The sequence below is a fragment of the Spirosoma sp. genome, from assembly GCF_026391055.1.
GTDB lineage: Bacteria > Bacteroidota > Bacteroidia > Cytophagales > Spirosomataceae > Spirosoma.
Genome location: NZ_JAPLET010000026.1, coordinates 924982 through 949291 on the forward strand (window position 1 = coordinate 924982; position 24310 = coordinate 949291).

At 48.8% G+C, this 24310-nt stretch carries 13 protein-coding genes; 10 read left to right on the forward strand and 3 right to left on the reverse strand.

Features of this window, described 5'->3' with window-relative positions; translation table 11 throughout:
* Positions 1-929 precede the first annotated feature (929 nt).
* The 9 genes from NT073_RS27345 (at position 930) to NT073_RS27385 (ending at position 17686) form a co-directional block, all read left to right on the forward strand.
* Complete coding sequence (locus tag NT073_RS27345) at positions 930-4220, forward strand: TonB-dependent receptor (protein WP_297380153.1); 3291 nt, start codon at positions 930-932, stop codon at positions 4218-4220.
* A gap of 81 nt (positions 4221-4301) precedes the next feature.
* A complete protein-coding gene (locus tag NT073_RS27350; RefSeq protein ID WP_297380156.1) occupies positions 4302-6050 on the forward strand; it encodes a RagB/SusD family nutrient uptake outer membrane protein in 1749 nt (582 codons plus the stop codon).
* A 778-nt stretch (positions 6051-6828) separates the two neighbouring features.
* Positions 6829-10080: a TonB-dependent receptor gene (locus NT073_RS27355; protein ID WP_297380158.1), complete on the forward strand. Its 3252-nt coding sequence runs from the start codon at positions 6829-6831 to the stop codon at positions 10078-10080.
* Positions 10081-10093: 13 nt separating this feature from the next.
* On the forward strand, positions 10094-11842 hold the full coding sequence (locus NT073_RS27360) for a RagB/SusD family nutrient uptake outer membrane protein (RefSeq protein ID WP_297380162.1): 1749 nt from the start codon (positions 10094-10096) through the stop codon (positions 11840-11842).
* A gap of 126 nt (positions 11843-11968) precedes the next feature.
* Positions 11969-12229 carry a hypothetical protein gene (locus NT073_RS27365; protein WP_297380165.1) on the forward strand — a complete coding sequence of 87 codons (261 nt, stop codon included), beginning with the start codon at positions 11969-11971 and terminating at the stop codon, positions 12227-12229.
* Positions 12230-12331: 102 nt separating this feature from the next.
* The gene (locus tag NT073_RS27370; protein WP_297380168.1) at positions 12332-13540 is read left to right on the forward strand and encodes an AGE family epimerase/isomerase; all 1209 of its coding nucleotides are present in this window, start codon (positions 12332-12334) and stop codon (positions 13538-13540) included.
* Positions 13541-13639: 99 nt separating this feature from the next.
* Positions 13640-16057: an endonuclease MutS2 gene (locus NT073_RS27375; protein WP_297380170.1), complete on the forward strand. Its 2418-nt coding sequence runs from the start codon at positions 13640-13642 to the stop codon at positions 16055-16057.
* 100 nt (positions 16058-16157) lie between these two features.
* Complete coding sequence (locus tag NT073_RS27380) at positions 16158-16820, forward strand: HAD family phosphatase (protein ID WP_297380173.1); 663 nt, start codon at positions 16158-16160, stop codon at positions 16818-16820.
* Positions 16821-16906: 86 nt separating this feature from the next.
* The gene (locus tag NT073_RS27385) at positions 16907-17686 is read left to right on the forward strand and encodes a hypothetical protein (protein WP_297380176.1); all 780 of its coding nucleotides are present in this window, start codon (positions 16907-16909) and stop codon (positions 17684-17686) included.
* A 21-nt stretch (positions 17687-17707) separates the two neighbouring features.
* Here NT073_RS27385 and NT073_RS27390 read toward each other — a convergent pair whose 3' ends face one another.
* The 3 genes from NT073_RS27390 to NT073_RS27400 form a co-directional block, all read right to left on the reverse strand.
* Positions 17708-18190, reverse strand: coding sequence for an MOSC domain-containing protein (locus tag NT073_RS27390; RefSeq protein WP_297380179.1), 483 nt, complete (start codon positions 18188-18190; stop codon positions 17708-17710).
* A gap of 100 nt (positions 18191-18290) precedes the next feature.
* Positions 18291-19214, reverse strand: a complete 924-nt coding sequence (locus NT073_RS27395; RefSeq protein ID WP_297380182.1) for a metallophosphoesterase — start codon at positions 19212-19214, stop codon at positions 18291-18293.
* A gap of 267 nt (positions 19215-19481) precedes the next feature.
* A complete protein-coding gene (locus tag NT073_RS27400; RefSeq protein ID WP_297380185.1) occupies positions 19482-22199 on the reverse strand; it encodes a DUF5686 and carboxypeptidase regulatory-like domain-containing protein in 2718 nt (905 codons plus the stop codon).
* A 210-nt stretch (positions 22200-22409) separates the two neighbouring features.
* On the opposite strand from NT073_RS27400, the gene NT073_RS27405 reads away from it, so the two are divergent.
* Positions 22410-23771: a M24 family metallopeptidase gene (locus NT073_RS27405; RefSeq protein ID WP_297380188.1), complete on the forward strand. Its 1362-nt coding sequence runs from the start codon at positions 22410-22412 to the stop codon at positions 23769-23771.
* The last annotated feature ends 539 nt before the right edge of the window (positions 23772-24310 follow it).

The following is a 24310-nucleotide window of genomic DNA, read 5'->3' on the forward strand; positions in this document are numbered from 1 at the left end:
GATACATAGTCCGACGATGAATCTAGCAAATTTTAACGCTCAAAATTTACCAGTTATCAAGTATGTTCTTCTCTAAAATTTCTGAAATAGTTTAGCAAAATAAGTCAGTTTACTACATTAATTTATCCTCCCTAAATAAAGTTATGTACTTAAAAAATCAGCGGTATAATTATAGTCAATAACTTACTCTAATTCCTATCTTCGGAGTAAGTCTACTCTCTCGGTGTAACAACTATTCCAAAAAATCCATTAGTTGAATTCGGGCATAAGTTTGAATAAAGCAGGACAAAATAATGTTACAAACACTAAGGCCGTTCACATGTAACCAATTTAAACATAAAATCATAATCCTTTAATGATCAGCAATTTGTCGATGAACGAGCACAGCAATAAAATACATACCAACAATTAGGCAAGCATAGATTTATGCAATGTTATCTTCTATAAAGCATACTACACCCAATGCTATTTTACATGTTAACTAGCCACTTATGATGACAAAAAAGCAGTATTTATTACGAAATTTTAGCAATAAATTAAAGACTTGGTTATATACGAAGTGTATACTTGAACAATATTTACCATGTTAAAAAACAGTAAAATCAATTAGCCATATATACCTATTTGTTGTTAGATATAAATACTTAATTGTACTCGTATAAATACTTAAGTAAAGAAAATGATATTATTTTATTTATATTAATTAGTAAAATAAATAAATATAAACAAATCAATAAACCATAATCCAAAGAAATAGCCAACTGTTTGATTGATAGACACTTCATTAATTAAGCTATATAACTATTAAGTTAATTAATTTCATTTTAATAGATTCAAAATCACTATATTGTTACTAATTCTTTTTGAAATACAATTTATCATTCATAATATTGATTCGTTTTATTAAATAATTAACCAACCTATTTTTCATGAAAGCATCGTTCTACAGATTTCTGCAGACCGCTTTTCTGGGCACAGTATTATTACTGTGGAGCTTAAACGCTTCTGCCCAGGACCGTCGCCTAACGGGTAAGATCACGGGCGCTGATGGCCCGGTACCAGGGGCCAACGTTGTACTTAAAGGTACCCAAACGGGTACTGCCACTGATGCTGACGGCAACTATGCACTGAACATTCGGGGTGCTAGCCCGGTGCTGGTGATATCAGCCATTGGCTTCAAAACGCTGGAAGTAGCTGTAGGTAACCGCACATCGGTTGACGCAACGCTCGAAGACGACGCCACCGCCCTGAGCGAGGTTGTTGTAACAGGTTATTCGACAGAAAACCGTCGGGACGTAACCGGCGCGGTATCTACAGTGAAGCCAGCTCAACTGAAAGTTGTGCCATCAACAAACGTTGAACAGCAGTTGCAGGGCCGGGTAGCTGGTGTAACCGTTATTACCAATGGCCAGCCAGGTACAACCAGTCAGGTTCGGGTACGAGGTTTCGGTTCGTTTGGTGGTAACCAGCCTTTGTACGTTGTTGATGGTGTACCAACCCAGAGCATCCAGTACATCGCTCCAGATGATATCGAGTCGACTACGGTTCTGAAAGATGCGGCTTCGGCATCTGTTTATGGAGCACGTGCTGCATCGGGCGTTATTGTATTGACGACCAAAAAAGGCCAACGCCGGGCTCAGAAACTGAGCATTAGCTACGATGGCTTGTATGGTGTTACCGACCCAGGTCATGGTCAGAAAATTCTGACGCCACAGGAACAGGCTGACTGGACCTGGCAGGCCCGCAAAAACGATATTTTCCAGGCTGGTGGAACGGTTGGTCCAACTAGCTTTACGGGTATTGCCAATGGTCAGTATGGATCAGGACAAACACCTGTTCTGCCGGATTATTTGCTGGTAGGCGGCCAGACAGGCGTATCAGCATCTGCAGTAAACTTGGAAGCAGAGCGTGCAAAGTATAACATTAACCCTGCCAATGGAGCCATTTACAATGTCATTCCTGCAAACAAGGCAGGAACAGACTGGTATGGCGCTATCACTCGCGTAGCTCCCCTGATGCGTCACACACTGGGCTTCTCCGGTGGCACTGAGTCGAGCCGGTTTTACCTAAGTCTGGGTATGCAGAAACAGGCTGGTATCATCACTTATAACGATTTCTCGCGTTACACTTTACGTGTGAACACGGAATTCGATATTACGAAGAAACTGCGGTTCGGTGAGAACATCCAGCTAGCCTATGTGTCTACAACAGGTCTGCAGGGTAGTACAGGAAGCACGCTCGGTAATGGAACGAACAACAACTCCAGCGTTGCGGCCGACGAAAACGATATCCTCCTGGCGTTCCGTCAGGCACCGATCATCCCTGTGTACAACTCATTTGGTGGCTATGCCGGTACAGCAGCGTCGGGCTTTAATAACGCCCGGAACCCGGTGGCTAACCGTATCGGAGCAAAGGACAACCTCAACTATAACCTGATTGCCTTTGGTAATGCTTACTTGGAATATGATGTCATTCCGGCGTTAACGCTGCGCAGTAGCCTGGGCGGAACGTACTTCAGCAATTACGGCAATCAGTATAACCGGTCTCAGTACGAGAACTCAGAGAACAACACGAACTACGTGTATAACGAATCGGCAAACGTTGGTTTAGCCTGGACGTTCACCAATACGGCCCAGTACAAGCAAAAGTTTGGCATTCATGACGTTAGTGTTTTAGCAGGTATCGAAGCGCTTAACACCGGAAGTGGTCGCGGCATTAATGGTTCCGGTCTGAACCCATTCACGACAGACCCAAACTACGTAACCATTGGCACGACAACGCCGGGCGCTACGCGTGGTGTAAACAGCTACTACGGCAAGGGCAATAACTTCTATTCCCTGTTTGCTCAGGCGCGTTATACATTCAATGACAAGTATATCCTTACGGGTGTAGTTCGTCGGGATGGTTCGTCGCAGTTTGGCTCTCAGAACCGCTACGGGGTATTCCCCGCTATTTCGGCGGCCTGGCGTCTGTCATCTGAAGATTTCATGAAGAACCTGCCCTGGGTTTCTGATTTGAAAGTACGCGGTGGCTATGGTTTGATGGGTAACTCGAACTACCTGAGTTCGACAAACCAGTACAATCTGTTTGGTTCCAACGCGGCTAACAGTTACGACATTGCGGGTGCAAACACATCGGTACAGGCCGGTTACTACCGCAGCCAGATTGGTAATGCTGCCGCTAAGTGGGAAACCAGTATCACTTCAAACATTGGTATAGACGGTGCTTTCTTTAACAATAAATTAGAAGTCGTTCTTGACTTCTGGCAGAAAGACACAAAGGACCTGCTCTATCCGCTGGCTCTCCCAGGCGTAGTTGGTGTTCGTGCCAATGCCCCTTACGTGAACGTGGCCAGCATGCGTAACAAAGGTATTGACCTGCTCGTTACAACGCGGGGCAACGTAGTTGGCGACCTGGGCTATGAGGTTACTGCAGTTGGAAGTATCCTGGATAACAAAATCACGGCCATTGCACCATCGGTACCTTACTTCACCGCCAATGGTCAGCGTTTGAGTTCACCTGTTGTTCGCAATCAGCCTGGGCATGATCTGTCATCTTTCTATGGCTACAACGTAATTGGCCTCTTCAATAGCAAAGCAGAAGTTGATGGCGCTCCTACGCAACCGGGTGCTGCTCCTGGCCGTTTCCGTTATCAGGATATTGATGGTAATGGTAAAATCGACGATGACGACCGCACATTCCTGGGAAGCCCGATTCCTAAGTTTACAGGTAGTTTGACGCTGACGCTGAAATACAAAGGTTTCGACCTGAACACACAAGTGTATGCTTCGCTTGGTAACAAGATCTTTAACAACTCGAAATGGTATACCGACTTCTATCCCTCGTTCCCGGGGGCGGCTGTTAGCCAGCGGGTGAAAGATTCGTGGTTGCCAACGCATACCGACACTAGAGTGCCCATTTTTGAGAACACCTCAAACTTCAGCACCAACACAGAGTCGAACTCTTACTACGTAGAAAACGGCTCTTATGGCCGGATGCAGTACCTGACGCTGGGCTATACCTTCCCAGCCTCCCTGCTGAACCGGGCCAACTTGAGCCGGTTAAGACTGTCGCTGTCTGCTACGAACCTGTTCACAATTACGAAGTACTCCGGTTTAGATCCAGCCGTTGGCGGCTCGGCTGACCAAAACTTCGGTATCGACATTGGTAACTATCCCGTTACTCGTGGCTATAACGTAGGCTTGAGCTTCGGTTTCTAAAACAACGGATTAGCCGTGAGTTTGGCAATTCAAACTCACGGCTCTAATGAAACATTATCTAATCGTAGGTAAAGTCAAACCATGAAAAAAATCATTCTAAAGGGCACAATCGCAACGCTGGTACTTACCATGGTTACGTTTGCCTGTAAAGACAAATTTCTGGATGTACCGGCAACAGGTCAGTTGGCCAGCAATCAGCTAACATCCAAAGCAGGACTTGAGGGCATACTTCTCTCCTCCTATGCACAATTAAACGGCCGGGGATTTTCTCGGGCAACCAGTTCGTATAACTGGGTACGGGGCAGCGTTTCGGGTGGTGAAGCAAACAAAGGCTCCAACTCTGGCGATGGCGGTGGTAACACAAACTTTTCAACCTTCCAGCGCTACGAAATATTACCTTCAAATGGTGATATCAACGATAAGTGGAAGGGAATGTATGAAGGCATCAGCCGGGCCAATGCCGTTCTGCGGACATTACCCTCGGCAAGCGCTGATGTATCAGACGCCGATAAAAAACGGCTGGCTGCTGAAGCTCGCTTTCTGCGCGGACATTACTATTTTGAGTTGAAGCGGTCGTTTAACATGGTACCATACATAGACGAAACGCTGGATTATGGAGCAGGTATTGAACTGGTTAAAAACGATGTAGACATCTGGCCAAAAATTGAGGAAGATTTCAAATTCGCACAGGACAACTTACCTGAAGCTCAGGGTGCAGCTGGTCGGGCTAACAAATGGGCTGCTACAGCTTACTTAGCCAAGACGTACCTGTACCAAAAGAAGTATACGGCGGCTAAACCGCTGTTCGATCAGGTTATTGCCAACGGTAAAACCACCAACGGTAAAAAATACGGTTTGGTGGCTAACTATACGGATGTTTTCAACGCGGCAAAAGATAACAGCGAAGAGTCGGTGTTTGCTATTCAGGCTGCCGTTAACACGGGTGATGTAGCCAACTCGGCGCAGGAACTGGACCTGAACTTCCCCTATAACACAGGATCGAACGGTCCTGCTGGTTGCTGCGGATTCTTTGCGCCAAGCTTCGAGCTGGCTAACTCGTTCCGGGTTAATGCAAATGGTCTGCCTCTGTTAGATGGCTCTTATAACAGCGGAGCTAACCAATTGAAAAATGATCAGGGTATTGATTCGAAAGCCGCTTTCACACCTGATGCTGGTCCTGTTGATCCTCGCCTTGACTGGTCTATTGGACGCCGTGGTATTCCTTATCTGGACTGGATGGTTCACCCAGGTCTGGACTGGATTCGTGATCAGAGTTATGCAGGTCCGTTCTCTCCTAAAAAGTTTGTCTTCTACCGGTCTCAGGACAAAACCCTGACGGATGGTAGTTCCTGGACGGATGGTTACTCGGCTATTAACTACAACATCATCCGTTACGCTGATGTATTGCTGATGGCTGCTGAAACTGAAATCGAGGCTGGTAGCCTGGAAGTAGCCCGTGGCTACATCAATCAGGTCAGAACCAGAGCTGCTAACGCCGATGCGTGGGTTAAAACGTCTGATGGAAAGAATGCAGCTAACTATGTAATCAGTAACTACACAACTCCTTTCGCAAGCAAGGACGATGCCTTGGCGGCTGTTCGGTTCGAACGGAAGCTGGAGCTATCGGGAGAAGGTCACCGTTTCTACGACCTTGTTCGTTGGGGCATTGCCGCACCTGTGCTGAACGCGTACCTGAGCTACGAAAGCCAGAAACTGCCATTAGGTTATTCGGGTGCTAAGTTTACGGCCGGTAAAGATGAGTACTTCCCGATTCCGCAAGTTCAGATGGACCTGCAGAAAGGGATATTTAAGCAAAACCCCGGTTACTAAGGCAACTGTTAAAAAACGGTATCAATAAAAAAGGCCATCCTGCTCAGCAGGATGGCCTTTTTCCGTTACAAACAATCAACTCCCGGAGCTGCCACAGGTATACTCAACAAATAAAATTTCGCGCCGAGCTACGGCAGGGACATAAAGACATACTTGCTTACTGAACTCGCTACGCAGCATGTCTAACTAGTACCGACCTCATCTAGTACAGAATTGAACAGATTAACGCTATTTATCAGGGTATACAGTACCGTTTCGGGAAACAGTAAACTGGCTGAGTGTCGCTTCACCTAGAATGGGCACTGTTAATTGGTTTTCCCTTCCTTGGGCAAATATCCGGGAATCTTCGTCACTAAGCTGGCTAGCCCCCCTACAAATCAGAAATTCATCATATACTCAAAGTTACTATTTAAATTGTATGTAAAACTACTCAATTCATTTAGTTTAAGTCATAATATATACTACCTGATTATGTAATAGTTAGTATAACAAATACTCAAAAACTACATTCTAATTATTCTTTTTACTTAGTTTTCAGAAAAAATTTTACTGTAAATTATACTTACGTAAATATAACTATAACAATTTCATAAACATATAACAAAAGCTAATTTATTGATTTACAACAGTTTATTAAAATTTGATTATAACTATTCCAGTATATAATAATATTTTTCTCTTTTCTATATTGCCTTATTGTTACTTTTTCCCTTTGAAATACAATTTCCATTCTATAATATTGACCTGTTTAACCAAATTTTTAACCAACCTAATCTTCATGAAAGCATCGCTCTACAGGTTTCTGCAGACCGCTTTTCTGGGCGCAGTACTACTGCTTTGGGGCTTTACAGCCTCTGCCCAAGACCGTCGTGTGACGGGTAAAATTACGGGTATTGATGGCCCCGTACCAGGGGCCAACGTTGTTCTGAAAGGAACACAAACCGGGACTGCGACGGATGCAAACGGCGACTATGCAATAAACATCCGGGGAGCTAATCCGGTACTGGTGGTATCGGCTATTGGCTTCAAAACCCAGGAAATTACGGTGGGGAACCGTACTGCGGTTAACCTCAAACTCGAAGACGATGCTACTGCGCTGAACGAGGTAATTGTAACGGGTTATACCACAGACAGTAAGCGCGACAATACCGGTGCTGTTTCGACGGTAAAGGCACGTGCGCTAACAGCTGTACCCTCGGGTAACGTTGAGCAACAGCTACAGGGCCGCGTTTCTGGTTTAACGGTCATTACAAATGGACAACCCGGAACCGCCAGTCAGGTGCGGATTCGTGGATTTGGTGCTTTTGGCGGTAACGAACCTTTGTATGTAGTTGACGGCGTACCCGTTAGCTCTACTAACTTCCTGGCTCCAGACGATATTGAAACCACGACGGTACTAAAGGACGCGGCTTCGGCGTCTATTTATGGAGCGCGTGCCGCCAATGGTGTAATTGTTTATACCACGAAAAAAGGGTCGAAAACGGCTAAACGGCTCAGCATTACCTACGATGGTCAATATGGTGTAACAGATCCGGGCAAAGGCCCCAATAACCTGAACCCCAAAGAGTTTGCCGACTGGACCTGGCAACAGTATCGGAACACAGCGTACCAGAACGGCACTACGCCTATTTATAGCCACCCGCAGTTTGGTACAGGCAGCACCCCGGTCATTCCTGATTATATCAATGTTGGAGGCCAGGCTGGTGTTACAGGTAACATTGATTTAGCGGCAGAAAGACTCAAATACAATGTTGATCCTACAGCAGGTGCCATTTATCAGGTAGTACGCGCTAACAAAGAAGGCACCGACTGGTTCAAAGCCATCACCCGCCAGGCAGCTCTTCAGCGCCATTCGCTGGGTTTTTCAGGCGGCAGTGAGAACAGTCGTTTTTATTTTGGTATGAGCGCACAAACCCAACAGGGTATTTTGCTTGAAAATGACTTCAAGCGATACACCTTCCGGGCTAACAGCGAGTTTAACCTCTCCAAGCGTGTTCGAATCGGCGAAAACCTTCAGTTTACCTACCTCTCGATTCGGGGTCAGGGTGGTGCTGCGGGTGGTCAGGGTATTGCTGCGGATGAAAACGACTTCAACTTAGCCTACCGTATGCCTTCCATCATTCCGATCTATGACGAATTTGGTGGCTATGCCGGTACAGCCGCAAAAGGCTTTAACAACCCACGTAACCCGGTTGCCAGCCGTCAGGGACAGGCAAACAACAATAACTTCAGCATCAATGGTTTTGGTAACGTTTATGCCGAATATGAACCAATTGATGGATTAACGTTGCGTACCAGCCTTGGTGGTCAGATCAATAATAACTATGGTGTGAGCTATGGCCGGATCCAGTATGAGAACTCGGAAAATAACTCAGCCACGAGTTACAACGAAAATGCCAGCTACAATTACTCGTACGTATTTACCAATACCGCTAACTACAAGCGCCAGTTTGGGTTGCATAAACTCGATGTATTACTCGGTCAGGAAGCCCTCAACACGGGTATAGGCCGTAATATGTCAGGTAATGGACAAAATCCTTTTTCGTTCGACCCTAACTTTATCACACTGAACACGGTATCCTCAACGGGCCGGACAGTGGGTAGTGGTTATGGCCTGGGCATTAATTTCTATTCCCTCTTTAGTCGGGTAAACTACTCGTTCAACGATAAGTACATTATAACAGGCCTTGTACGGAGAGATGGTTCGAGCCGCTTTGGTGCGCAAAACCGCTATGGTGTGTTCCCGGCTGGTTCGGTCGCCTGGCGGATTTCGGGTGAAGAGTTCATGAAAAACCTGCCATGGGTTAGCGATCTGAAAATCCGGGGTGGTTACGGTATCATGGGTAACTCAAACAATGTGGACCCGAACAACCAGTTCAACCTGTACACAGCCAACCTGGGCAACTCAGCCTACGACATCAATGGTAGCAACTCCAGTACTGTAGACGGCTATTATCGGTCACGTATTGGTAACCCTTCAGCTAAATGGGAAAGCTCCATTACGACCAACATTGGTTTAGATGGTACGTTCTTCAACGGTAAGCTGGATGTTATTCTAGACCTTTGGCAAAAAGATACGAAAGACTTGCTCTTTCCTGTGCCAATTCCTGACGTAATTGGTAACTACGCGGCTGCCCCATCCGTAAACATTGGGGAAATGCGTAACAAAGGGATTGACCTTCAGATAATCAACAGAGGAAAGCTTGGTGGTGAAGTAGGTTACGAAGTTAACGTAACAGCCAGCGTTTTAAGTAATAAGATTGTCTACCTGGCTCCCGGTCTGACTTACCTGACCAGCGTAAACCCAGGTTTCCGTGGTATTAACCCTATCCGGAACCAGTTGGGCTACTCCATCTCGTCCTTCTACGGGTACCAGACATTGGGTCTATTCCAGAGTAAAGAAGAAGTTGCCGCTGCTCCCAAACAGGACGGCGCGGCTCCGGGTCGTTTCCGTTTTGCCGATATCAATGGCGATGGCAAGATTGATGCCGATGACCGGACGTTCCTGGGTAGCCCTGTTCCAAAATTCACGGGTGGCTTAAACCTGCGATTTACCTACAAAGGCTTCGATGTTGAAACCTATGCATACACCTCGATTGGCAACAAAATCTTCAATGTATCGAAGTGGTTCACTGATTTCTACCCCTCGTTTGCCGGGGCGGCTATCAGTGCCCGCGTAAAAGATTCGTGGCTGCCAACCAACCCCAATCCAAACGCAACTGTACCCATTTTCGAATCGGCGGCTAACTTTAGTACCAATGGACAGTCGAACTCCTACTACGTAGAAGATGGTTCGTACTTCCGGTTACAAAACTTCTCGATCGGGTACAATTTCCCGGCATCGCTTCTAAATCGACTGAAGCTACAGCGCGTTCGGGTATTTGCTTCAACCAATAACTTGTTAACGATTACCAAATACTCGGGCATTGATCCAGGTGTAGGTGGTAACGCCGATACTAACTTCGGTATCGATGTAGGTAACTATCCCTTAACACGGCAGTTCACAGGCGGTTTGAGCATTGGCTTCTAATCAAAAACATCAAATGAATCTTAAAAAACAAGTTCTCATTCTTGGCTCTACCGCAGCGATATCGCTGGTGGGAGTTGCCTGTAAGGATACCTTCCTGGAGGTACCTGTAACGGGGCAATTGAGTGTTGCCCAGCTTAATACAAAAGCAGCCATTGAAGGTTCTCTGGTTTCTGTTTACTCATTGCTCAATGGCCGGGGAGACCGGAATGCTTCATTTGCCAACTGGGTTTGGGGTGGCATTCGGGGTGGCGATGCCAATAAAGGCACCGACTTTGGCGACGGTACGAACTTCGTACCCATACAGCGCTTCGAGACGATCCCAACGGGTGACGTTGCCGGTACATGGGCCCGGAAATATGAAGGCATTTCACGCGCAAATTCAACCCTGCGGCTTTTAGCTACGGCTGGCTCCGATGTATCAGCCGCCGACAAAATCCGTATTACTGCCGAAACCCGGTTCCTACGCGGCCTCTACTACTTCGATCTGAAGCGGCTCTATAACATGGCCCCCTATATTGATGAGACGGTAGACTATGGCACGGGTATCGAAAAAGTGCCTAACAACACGGATCTATGGCCAAAGATTGAAGCCGATATTAAGTTTGCCTATGAGAATCTTCCCGAAACACAATCGGCGGTGGGCCGGGTAAATAAATGGGCTGCTGCCGCACAATTGGCCAAGACGTATATGTATCAGAAGAAGTTTTCGGAGGCCAAAACCTTGTTCGATCTTATCATTGCCAATGGCAAAACATCTAACGGTAAAAAATATGGTCTGGTAGCCAAGTATGCTGACCTATATAGAGCTACGAATGACAACAACGAAGAATCTGTATTCGCTATTCAGGCGGCTGCAAATACTGGTAATGTCAATAATGCTAACCCGGAGTTCGATCTGAACTACCCATACAACACCGGACCGAACGGACCAGGAAACTGCTGCGGCTTCAACCAGCCAAGCTTCGAGTACGTAAACTCGTTCCGTACCGACGCCACTGGACTGCCTTTACTCGATAACTCGTATAATTCCGGTGCCAACCAGGTGAAAAACGACATGAATATCCTGAGTAAAGATCCATTCACGCCCGATGCAGGTAACCTCGATCCTCGACTCGACCATGCGGTGGGTCGGCGTGGTATTCCATACCTCGACTGGCAGGATCACCCGGGTGCCGACTGGATTCGTCTGCAAACTAGCGGTGGCCCTTACTCACCTAAGAAGTTTACCTATTACAAGTCGGACCGGGGTTCGCTGCAAGACAATAGCTCGTGGACACCAGGCTATACCGCGCTTAACTTCCCGATCATTCGTTATGCCGATGTATTGCTGATGGCAGCTGAAGCCGAAATTGAAGCGGGTTCGTTAGCCAAAGCACGGGATTACGTAAATATGGTACGGAAACGGGCTGCCAATCCGGATGGTTTTGTAAAACGGGCCAATGGAACGCCGGCTGCTAACTACGTGATCTCGGAATATCCAGCCTCAGTGTTTGCGTCAAAAACCTCCGCGACAACGGCACTTCGATTCGAGCGTCGTTTAGAGTTAGGCGACGAAGGACACCGTTTCTTCGACCTCGTACGTTGGGGAGTTGCTGCCCCTGTGCTGAACGCATATCTTCAATATGAAGGCGCAGTGGCAAGGCTTCCAACAGCACTGGGTGGAGCTAAATTCACAGCTGGAAAAGATGAGTACCTGCCCATCCCTCAGGCGCAAATCGATATTCAGGGTAAAGATATCCTGAAGCAGAACCCAGGCTACTAAGCCAATCGCTTACTTAGTTAATTCCAAGACAAAAATGCCCGATCTGCTGTGCAGATCGGGCATTTTTGTCGTAAACATTTTTATGGCCCGTGCGTTAAAAGTCTACTCAACAAATAGAGATTTATCATGGCAAATCACAAAACCACAGACCAGCCGGGTTCAAAGGATTTACAGGCAAATCACGAACGAACCCGTAATTACGAAGCTCACGACACCGGAAAGGACCGCCCGAACGGAGAGCGGTCAATGACCAGTTCGGACAAGAGTGTACAGCGCGAAGAAGAGAACCACGATGTTGAAGCAAAGAGCGTAAACGAACTGGCTGAAGAACGCGGAGGTCATGGCCACTCAGGTCATAGCAATAGTCGGAATGGCAGCCGGAAATAACAGTAGAAAAGGATGACTGATGAATTATGAATGATGATGGATAACGGGCTCTGTTCATAAACCCGCCAACCCTTCGTCATTCCTAATTCATCATTGATCGTAATGGACTTAAAGCAACTTCGCGCCGAACTGCGGCAGGAACATAAAGATATACTTGCTTACTGGACTCGCTACGCTCCCGATCCTGTGCATGGTGGTTTCTACGGCCGGGTCAATTACCAAAACCAGCCCGATCCAAACGCCGAAAAAGGTATCGTTCTAAATGCCCGAATTTTGTGGACATTCTCGGCGGCCCTCCGGCACACGCAGCACGAAGACTATCGTCCCATTGCCGATAAAGCTTTCCAATACATTCAGAAATACTTCGTCGATCCCGAATACGGCGGTATCTACTGGTCGGTGGATGCCCTGGGGCAACCCAAAAACACGCTTAAGCACCTGTATGGCCAGGCTTTCACCCTATATGGCCTGAGCGAATATGTTCGTGCTACCAAATCGGCACCCGCCCTCGCCCTGGCCAAAGATGTGTTCCAGCAGATGGTGAAGCATGCGTATGATCCGAAGAAAGGCGGGTTCGTAGAAGCTCTCGCCCGCGACTGGTCGCCCGCCAACGATTACATTATCAGCAAATATGATAATCAGGAGATAAAGACGATGAACACGCACCTCCACATTCTGGAGTCGTTCACGTGTTTGTACCACGTCTGGCCGGACAAATCGGTGGCCGAACAGATGCGCGGTATGCTGCACATGTTTCAGATTCATATCATCGACCCGACAACCTACCGAATGAATCTGTTTATGGACATGAACTGGAAAGTCCGGCGGACGGCCGTTTCTTACGGTCACGACATCGAAGCCTCCTGGCTGCTCCCCGAAGCCGCCGACTTGCTGGCCGCTAAAAACCCATCGGACAAGCCACTGCAAAAAGCCTTTCAGCACATAGGAGTAAAAATGGCGCGGGCAGCCTCTACCGGCTACGACCCTACCGACGGCGGCATGAACTACGAACTGGAGCCCGACGGCCACCTGAACAAAGAACGGTCGTGGTGGGTACTGGCCGAAGCCATGGTTGGGTTCATGAATGCCTACCAGCTTACGCACGAGAAGCCGTTTCTGGACAAGTCCGTAAAAAGCTGGGAGTTCACAAAGAAGTACTTACTCGACCGCCAGAACGGCGAATGGTACATGGGCGTTACCGGCGATCATACCGTAGTGGGAAAAGACAAAATCAGTATGTGGAAATGTCCCTACCACAATAGCCGCGCCTGTCTTGAAATGCTGGAACGACTGGAGCATCTGTCCAAATAGAACGAACCCACGGCCCTCCCCCACTGTTATCTATGTACAGCATTTATATCTGCTTACCGATAACACTTTCCTGCACCGGCTACTGGTGCGCACGACTTAATGCTTTATCCCAATACCTTAGAAAACAAACTAGGTTTCGATACCATCCGCGAACGGCTCAAAGAGGCCTGTGTCAGTCCACTGGGGCAGGATTACGTTGAAAAGATTCGCTTTACCGATAACGTCCAGCTTATCGACAAACTGCTTCGGCAAACGACCGAATTCAAGCAGATCGTTCAGTATGAGCCAGACTTTCCAACGAGCAACTACATCGACGTTCGCCCGCATCTGAGCCGGGCCCGCGTGGAAGGCTTAGCCCTGACGGAAGCTGAATTCTTTGACCTGAAACTCGCCCTGCGGACCATTCAGGACTGCCTGCGCTTCTTGTCCAAACGGGAAGAGGATAACAATTTCCCGTTTCTGCGTGAACTGGCCGGTCCGGTTGGTGTAGACAAGAAGTTAACGGATGCGCTCGAACGGGTTGTCGACGACCGGGGCAATATCCGCGACTCGGCCTCACCGGAGCTGGCGAGTATCCGTCGGCGTATTATTGGTGAACAGGCCAATCTGCGCAAACGGCTGGACAGTATTTTGCGGCAAGCCCGGCAAAACGGCTGGATTCCAGACGACCTGTCATTGACGGTGCGTGGGGGTCGGCTCGTGATTCCGATTGCAGCCGAACACAAACGAAAAATTAAGGGATTTGTCCACGACGAATCGCAGACGGGTCAAACCGTGTTTCTGGAACCGGCCGAAGTATTCGATGCCAACAATGAAATTCGGGAATTGGAGTACGAAGAACGGCGCGAAATCTACCGGATTCTCCTCGCCCTCACCGATCAGATTCGACCCCATCTGGATGATCTGAAAAAAGCAGTAAACTTTCTGGCCCAGATCGACTTCATTCGCGCCAAGGCCAAACTGGCGGTTCAGTTGGACGCCATCATGCCTAAACTGCACGAACGGCCGTTTATAAACTGGACCAATGCCCGTCACCCGCTGCTTTACCTATCCTTTTCGAAACAGGGAAAGACGGTGGTTCCGCTAAGCGTGAAGCTGGACGAAAAGGCCCGAATTCTCATTATTTCCGGTCCTAACGCTGGAGGAAAATCGGTTTCGTTGAAAACCATTGGCCTCATTCAGTACATGCTTCAGTGTGGTCTGCTGGTGCCCATGGCCGATTATGCAGAAATGGGCGTTTTTCAGAATCTCTTCATCGACATCGGCGATGAGCAATCACTGGAGAACGACCTTAGTACGTATTCATCGCACCTCACGGCGATGAAGCAGTTTTTGATCGGTGCGAACAAGCGTACCCTCTTTCTGATCGACGAATTCGGTACCGGTACCGAACCGGGGCTGGGGGGTGCTATTGCCGAGTCGATTCTGGAAGACCTCAATAAATCCGGGGCGTATGGGGTCGTCAATACGCACTATACTAATCTGAAGGTGATGGCCGATAAAACGCCGGGACTCATCAACGGGGCTATGCGTTTTGACGGTGAGCACCTGGAACCGCTTTATAAACTGGAGATCGGCCAGCCGGGCTCGTCGTTTGCCTTTGAGATTGCGCAAAAGATTGGGCTGCCTAAAGGCGTAATAGACCGGGCAAAGGATAAACTCGGTACGCAGCAGGTAAACTTTGAGAAACTGCTAAAAGAGCTGGACATCGAGAAGCGCGTCTTCTCGGAGAAAAACATCGAAATCGGTATCAACCAGCGTAAACTTGCCCAACAACTGGCCGAATACACAGCGCTGAAAGAACGGTTGGATAACGACCAGAAAAAGATCGTTAACGACGCCAAGCAGAAAGCTAAAGCCCTCGTTCAGGAAGCAAATCAGCGCATTGAGAATACCATCCGGGAAATCAAGGAGAACAAGGCAGAGCGCGAAACGACCAAACAGGTTCGTCAGGAACTGGAACGGTTCGAGCAGAAAGAGCTGAAACCAGAGCCTGTCGTTCTGGAAACTCCGAAACCAGCCGAAGATGAGTTTGTGAAGGACAACGGCGCGATTTCTGCAGGAAGTTATGTGCGGATTACTGGCCAGAATACCATTGGCGAAGTACTGGCCATACGAGGTAAAGACGCCGAAATTCGCATTGGCGACCTTAAGTCGAACGTTAAGCTGAACCGGCTCGAAAAAGTAAGCAAAAAGACGTTCGCAGCCGCAACCGAAGTACGCGACGACCGCCCTCGTAGCCAGGGTGTGGATATGAACGAGAAGATGCAGAACTTCAGCTTCAATCTCGACATTCGGGGCAAGCGCGGAGAGGAAGCCCTCGGCGAAGTGGATCGCTTTTTCGATGATGCCTTAATGCTCGGTTATCCTGAGCTGCGCATCGTTCACGGTAAAGGCGACGGCATTCTGCGAACACTCGTCCGTAATCACCTGCGCGGCTACAAGCAGGTAGGCAAGATGGAGGATGAACACGCCGACCGGGGTGGTGCGGGGGTTACGATTGTGAAAATGAAGTAAGAATGCTGGGTAATCTGTTATTAATTATTTGTTAAACAGAGCATTACACCTTCCTCCTCGAAACAAATACCCAGTAACAAAACATTAAAAATACGATCAAATGAAAGCTGTAATTTTTGACATGGACGGGGTCATTGTTGACACAAACCCGCATCACCGCATAGCCTGGCGCGAGTACTACCAACGCTACGGCAGAACGCTGAGTGATGAAGACTTTGTGCAGCACGTATCTGGCAAGCATAACGATGATATTTTAGGCCATCTTTTTGCCGGACAAGCCCTTAGTCCTGACGAAGCCAAACGGCTGGCTCACGAAAAGGAAGCGTTATTCAGGGAGCTGTACGAACACGACATTACGCCCGTTGCAGGCCTGGTTCCCTTTCTGCAGTCGCTGAAAGCCGCCGGTATTCGTACGGCAGTGGCGACTTCGGCCCCGGTCGAAAATCTTGATTTTGTGATGGATGCGCTCGGTATTCGGTCTTATTTTGATGTGCTGCTCAACGAAAGTATGGTTAGTCATCCCAAACCAGACCCCGAGATTTATCAGAAAGCTATGAGTCTGCTGGGCGTTGAGCCAACGGACAGCCTTATTTTTGAAGATTCGATGACGGGTATTCAGGCCGCTAAAGCCGCCGGAGCCCTGGTGGTTGGTATGGCCACGACGCAATCGCCCGACGAACTGTGGCCGTTTGTTGACGACGTTGCGCATGACTTTACGGATGTGACCATAGATCGACTGAAGAAACTGGTTAAGGTTTTTTAACAGGATTAAATGCAACCAAACTGTATTTTTGTGTAAAAGTCGGTAAGTCAGTAAGCGGCTTACCGACTAAAAAGACTTAAGCTAATATGCCTGCCAAACCCCTACTATCCCTTTTTCTAATCTGCCTGTTGGGCTGGTCGGGTAGTGCATTGGCACAGGGTAAGTACGTGGTTGGAACGGTAATTGATCAGTCAACAAAAAGTGGCGTTGATAAGGTAACCATTGTTAACCAGCGAACCCGTCAGCGTGCCCGAACCAATGCCTCAGGGCGTTTTTTCCTGACTATACAGCCCGGCGATTCACTTATTCTGACCAGTCAGTTGTATAGCCGCACGGGCATTCGTTACGATGGCTCAGACAACCCGACCATCGTAGCCCGCGCCCTTCCGCCAATGCCATACCGGGTGGTCGATCTGGCCGAGGTGACTGTAAAAGGTAAACGCTACGAAGAAGTAAAGCGCGAAATCCAACAGGTTCTTGACGAGCCAACAGCTTCCAAAAAAGTCACCGGCGAGCAGGCTTTTGATCGATTGGCGGATGGTGCCGGGGTAACGCTACTGTATGAGCTATTTGCCAAACGGCCTAAATCTGATCGGAAAGCGTATTATATCATGCAACAGGACCGTCGGCACGCGCTGGCTGTGGAACGGTTCCGGCTTCTGGTCGAGCAATCTACGACCCTGAAACCCGATGAAGTAGACCGTTTCTATGACTTCTGCGATTTGGACGATGAATTTCTGCTCAAAGCCGAAGATTACGACCTGATCAATACTATCCAGCAGTTACGCAATCGGTATGGCAAAGGCTTCAATCGCCCCAGTCGCATTTCTGCCGACCCCGATGCTCCGGCACAAAAGCAGCCATAAACCCAGAGCAACTCTCCTGCTTTAAGGCTGAACAAAAATAACCTCGTCTCCTACACGTATTTCTCCACCCGTCAAAACTTTGGCAGTCATGCCGCCGTGCCCACGCATGGCATTATATCCGCCCGGTCCCAACGCCGTCTCCATTTTGGAACAGGGATGACATTGCCCCGTAATTTGAAGAACGGTGCTGCCAATCTGAACTTTCTGGTCTTTAAGCGACAGCAAGTTTATACCCGACACAACAATATTTCGACGAACCAATGCCGGGTCGAGTACATCGCGGCCCGTTAAAGCCGCCACTACGGGCAAGTGTTCGGCCTGAATAAGTGTAACGTGCCGGTTGCCGCTTTGCCCACTATAATGATCGCCAAGAATGCCTCTTTTTTCGGTAACTTCTATCGAATCAACAACCATTAGGGGTTCGCGTCGCTGTGCCCGAATGCCCATCCACTCGACGCGACCAGTGCGGGGGAATACATTGAATAAGTCTTTGATATTGTCCAAAATCGGGATTTTTATGATTTCATTGACAGACTATGATTTCTTCAAAAGCTTTCTTTGAAAGCAAAATCAGGCTAATCATAAGAATCAAACAAATCCCGGTTCAAACATAGTTCACATACTTATTTTCCACTGTCCCGTCGTCATACAAATCAACTAGAGCGTAACCAGCGGCTGTATGGTGGTATTTCCCAAACCACCAGGCACCGCTAACGGCTCCATTGCAGTAGTACGAGACGCCATTGTAATCGACACGGTCTGTTAAATGAATATGGCCGCTGAGGGCGGCCTTTACGTTGGGGTAATTATGGAATAAGCTCGTCAGACGAACCGTATCGCTATGCATCCAGCGAGCCGGTACGCTCCAGTTTTCATCAGCGAAGCGCTGTCCATCGAAGAATACACAAGCGGCCAGAATCGGGATGTGCGATACAATCAGAATAGGTGTTGTGTTAGGCGTCGACTTCAACTCGGCGTCGAGCCAATGGTATTGTTCGTCGTCCAGATGGGCCGTATACCAGCTCCCATCGGCTTTAGGCTGCACGCTATCCAGCATGATGATGCGCCAGCCATTCCGGTCGATACTGTAATAGCGGTTTGCCATCTTGAACTCGTCTATCGCCCATTGACGTCCGGCTTCAAAGCAGATTTTTGTTTCCTGCTTGCACCAGATATCATGGTTACCAACGCAGCTCATAACAGGCAATGCGTTTTCGCTTCGGAGTACATCCTGGTACAACCGCCATTGTCGGCTTACACTATCCTTGCCCCGGCCGTGGGCTTCCATAATGGCATCGCCCCCATTGATGATCAAATCTGGTTTATCGGGTAGGCTCTGTACATGATGAAGGCATTTTTCAAAGCCTTTTGCTGCCCCAATGATCGGCTGCATATGTACATCGGTGAGGTGGGCAACTCGCAATACCCGTTGCCTGGATGGCGTTTTAGCGTGGGCAGATGCCAGAGAAGTTACGGAAAGAGCCGCAAGGCCCGCACTCATTTGCTTCACGATATCCCGACGGTTCATACGTACATGTTGGTTTGCGCAAAGTACGGCCCTACCTATTACCTCTTGATTACCCGACCTTTACCATTCTGTTAGGGACTTAAGAATCTCAAACACAATTTATTAACCAAGCGACCTGCCCCGCTAGATTTTAACACGAACTAACCGATTCACAAGATTTCCCGCACATTACAAAATAGCGTCAATATAGTAGCCTGCTCAACTGTCAATAGTCCTTAAATCCTTATAAACTCGTTAAAATCCCGCGGGGCCGCCCGGCGGTTCAGATCACCGCCCGAACTTCAACGTTGTGCCAATTCGAAAACCCAGCCCCTGGTATTTGGCGTCCTGCCATTGTGAAATAACTTCGACCCGGAAGAACGGCAGCACTTGCGGAATCAGGCCATCCAGACCATACCCCACTTCGGTGTAGTTCTTCGAGGCTGGCGTGTAGAGGTAATGCACGAATAGGTTTTCTTTCAGACCGAGCAGCCGGACCACGGTTAGCTGCGTCACAAAAAACTTACGAAACTCGGCCAGCACGTGGGCTTCGGCAAAGCGTTTGCCCGTGCTGTACTGGTAATACGGCAGCAGTCGATAAGTCGACACCACATCGCCCTGCTGAAAGAAAAACTGATTCCCTTCGAAGTGCTTGAAGTCGGGAAAGTAGACCCGCCGGTCGTTCAGAAAAGAACCTGCGCTGAGTTTATAGTTCAACCGGCTGCGAATACCCGTCTCGAACGAGTGACTGATACTGGCCTGTAAAAAATCATAGTCGACATCCTGCATGCCTTTCCGATAGTTCAGTGTCAGCAGGGGCGCATCGTTATCCCGCCGGGCAACCCGCCGTCCATTGCGGATGGTGTATTGCGTAGCCCCCAGTTTCGCCGAAGCGGTCAGGTTCAGCAACAGGGCGTTGTGCGTGGGGAAGGCGGTCGTTTCTACTTCAGCATTATCCGGGCGGTTGGGTGTAAACGTCCGTTCCCGCCAGTTGATCCAAGGCTTTAGGTCTTCCCGGTAATTAGCCAGTTCGGTACGCTGGGCATATTCCAGACTACCCGTCAACGAAATACGGTCTTTGAACGGGGAGGCCGTCACGGTCAGATTCAGAAAATCCTTTTGGTAGAGTTTTGCGAAATTCTGCCCAAAGACCAAGGTTGTCAATGTATTCAGGAATGGGCTGATCGGGTTGTCAGGGTTATACTGGTAGAGATAACGCCCACCCGACACGCTGACTTTCGTGTTTTTGTACTGATAACTGCTCAAGCCGTACCCCACAAACCCCTTTCGCCCGAACTGGTACCGCCCGGTGCCGCCAATGTTCCACTCTCCTAACGGTATCTGCCGGAACCGATTCACCGAATCGACTTTAGCCCGGTAACGTAAATTCAATGCGCCCTCCACCGTATACCCCTCAACGGTATTGTATTCGATCCGTGCCAGCGGACTGGTGTAAATCAGCGAACTCTGTTTGGTAAGCCGCCAGGTATGCCCGCTCAGCAATTGACCTGGTGAAAACTTATTGGGCGACTTTTTCTTTTTCGCCAGCGCGAGGCTATCCTGCTTAAGGCTATCGGCCTTGGTAGGCACCTTTATTTCTTTGACCAAACCCAGGCTGTCCGCCTTTCGGTAGCTCTTGATTTCGGCCGTTGTCAGCGGCACCGAGCGCAGTGAATCCCAGAACACATTGGAGCGTTTGCGGGCCAGCGAGTCGACAACCAGCGAATCGTCGCGCACCACCGTAACGTCTTCTTTCCGACTCTTACGCGCCTGTTTCTCCTGCTTTTCGTACTCCTTGACCATCTGACGCAGGTTTTTAGTCGAAAACTCCTTCTGCTTCTTCACCAGCTCATCCATATTCCGGCCCTTTATTTCGCTTTTGGATAAGGTTTGGGTGGGCGGAGCTTTCTTCTCGTCGGCCACTTCAATATCCTCGACAAAAGCGGGGTTGACCACGAACTCACTAAAGGTCAGGTTTCGGATATAATAGCCCGTAGCTTTCACGCCCAGGTACGACCCCTTGCCTTCGTATCGCTGATTGGTTGGCATCCAGACGCCCTGAATGGGGGTGCAAATATGACGTACCGTAATCGACACGCCAATGTTGTTGACCGTCTCCAGTTGCAGACTATGAATGGCCCAGGTATTTTCCAGGATGTAGATTGTCCCTCGAAAAACGCCCTCACCGTATTGACGGGGAATCACCTGAATCTTGCTTACTTCTACCCCACCCGGCTCCCGAAAGGTGCCTTTGTACTCGAATTTATAATAGGCAAACGCTTTGGGCGATAACGGCGACACGGCTCCGGCAATGGTCGGGCTATAGAAACTGGCGTTGTAAAACTGGTTTGGACTGAGAAAATCGCCCTGCGAATTCCGGTTGGCAATGATTCGTTGCCGGTAGGTATTGGGCTGACTGAACGTTACTTCGGCTACGGTTTCATTAAGCAGGGGCACGCCCACTTTAAAGTTAGCTTCCTTTTCGGCTTCCTTTAGCTGCTTTCGGAAGGCCATTTCGGCCAGATTGGGCAGGTCGATGACGGTAAAGGATGACTTGGTATACACCCGTGCTTTAAAGCGTTGTACCTGCAACTGGTGGAACCGGCTTTTGGCAATGGCCCGACGCATGATGGTGTAGGCCGGGTCTTCGTTCCCTGCTTTGGTCTGCACCTCGGCCAGCCGGAGTGCCTGTTCTTCCAGGGTGGCATCCAGCGTCGTAAAGCCTGTTCCGATCTCAACGGGTTTCTGTATCGTCTGGAAACCCAGGTACTGGAAGGCAATGTTGTATTTACCCGGTGCCAGTACAATCTCGTACCGCCCTTCGGCATTGGTGATCGTACCCGTAGACTTGGCTGACGCATCAGTGCCTTTGACAATCACAGCCGCAAACGGAAGCACGTCGCCCTGCGCATTTTTGACGGTGCCCCGCAAGCCAGTGGTTCCTGTTTGGGCAATTATTGATAACGAATAAAAACAGGCAATGACTAACAGTAGTATAGACTTCATGAAGCGTGAGTTGACAAGTGCACGAAAGTACTCGGTAAACGAAGAGTAGAGGCCCCTTTTTATACAATTCATCAATATCTATTGACAATTGGGTGAATGACTACTCTAAAGGCAAGATGCACACGGAAAGGGAAACGTTGTCTACCCATTTGTTAAAAATCTATAACGCCTTTATGTATCTTGCTTCAAACTGTTGATACCCTGAACTCTATGCACCGATCAGTACACTTCCTGATAAAATTATTTACATTTTCGCTTATCCTGTGCACCGCCTATGCGCAAAGCCCCTCCCCATCTACTGTTTTAACCGAACGCGACCGGTCGCGGGTGATCGACGAAATTCTGGACGACCGCTTCACCAATTTTCTGCCCCAGCTCATGCGTCGCGAGGGCATCGATATGTGGGTGATCATCTCCCGCGAATACAACGAAGACCCCGTTTTGCGAACCATGCTGCCCAGCACGTGGCTCTCGGCCCGCCGACGAACGATCATGGTTTTCTTCGATAACGGGAAGGAAGTTGAAAAGCTGGCCATTGCCCGTTACGACGTCGGTAATCTGCTGAAAGGCGCGTGGGACATCGACGTTCGACCCAATCAATGGGAAGCCCTGGCAAAGATCATTGAAGACCGAAAACCGAAGAAAATTGGCCTGAATATGTCGAACAATTACGGCCATGCCGATGGGCTTTCGTTTTCGGAACATGAAGAGTTCCTCAAAAAGCTGCCCGGCGATTACCAGAAACGCATTGTCTCGGCGGAGAAACTAGCCGTTGGCTGGCTCGAAACGCGGACGGAAAAGGAGATGGCTATTTACCCGCTCATCTGCCGACTGTCGCACCAGATCATTCAGGAAGGTTTCTCGGAGCAGGTGATCCAGCCGGGCGTAACCACGACCGACGATGTGGTCTGGTGGTTTCGGCAGCGCATCACCAACCTGGGACTGGACACCTGGTTTCACCCAACGGTTGATGTGCAACGTTCCGACAAGGAGGACTTCAACCACCTCCGTACCTTTTCCAAGCGACCCGACAAGCAGGTTATCATGCCCGGCGATTTGATCCACGTCGATTTCGGCATCACCTACCTGCGCCTGAACACCGACCAGCAGCAACACGCCTACATCCTGCGCCCCGGCGAAACCGACGTTCCAGAGTCGATTAAGGCCGCGTTCAAACAGGGCAATCGGTTGCAGGAAATCCTGACCGAACAGTTCAGTGCGGGGAAAACCGGCAATCAGATGCTGCTGGCGGCTTTGGAGCAATCGAAGAAGGAAGGAATTAACGGCACCATCTACTCCCACCCCATTGGTGTCCACGGGCATGCGGCCGGACCAACGATTGGCCTATGGGATCAGCAGAAAGGCGTTCCCGGCCCCGGCGACTATCCATTGTTAGCCAACACAGCCTACTCCATCGAACTCAATGCCGCCGTGGAAATCCCCGAGTGGAAAAAAGTAGTGCGCATCATGCTCGAAGAAGACGGCTTTTTCGATGGCAAAACCTTCCGCTACATCGACGGTCGGCAAACGGAGATTTACACCATTCCGAGAAAATTGGGGTATGTGAAATGACGTTGCGATGTTGATGGCGTAAGGCTCTGGCCTCACGCCATTGTGTAATTAACACACGCCCGGAGCATCGCTATTTTTGGGCAACTTTACTACCAGGTAAACCTATGTGAACCATGATACCTACTACGGCTAATTTATAGTAGCGTATTTTCGATTAAGATTTTTTGTCATGCTGAGGCACGAAGCATCTTTGATAATTGGATTGGTGTTGCTACCGATGATACTTCGTGCCTCAGCATGACAAAAAATAACCTAAGCTAGTTAGACTTGAGTACTTAACTACTATTGAACAGGAAGGTCTGGAAAACGAAGAAATTCAGAGACGTATGGTTGCAGTGGCTCGACGCCTGTTAGCCAGCAAACGGGAGCTTCAACAGGAAATTCGGGAAGCCATTAATGAATTAAAGAAAAGGAATGTCAATCGCACGAAATAAAGGATATGATTATGTATTTCTGGGCGACATTAATAACACCTACGCGTTCATAACTACGCAAGAGGTCGTTTTCAATCATGACAATACAAAATGCGAAGTACGTAT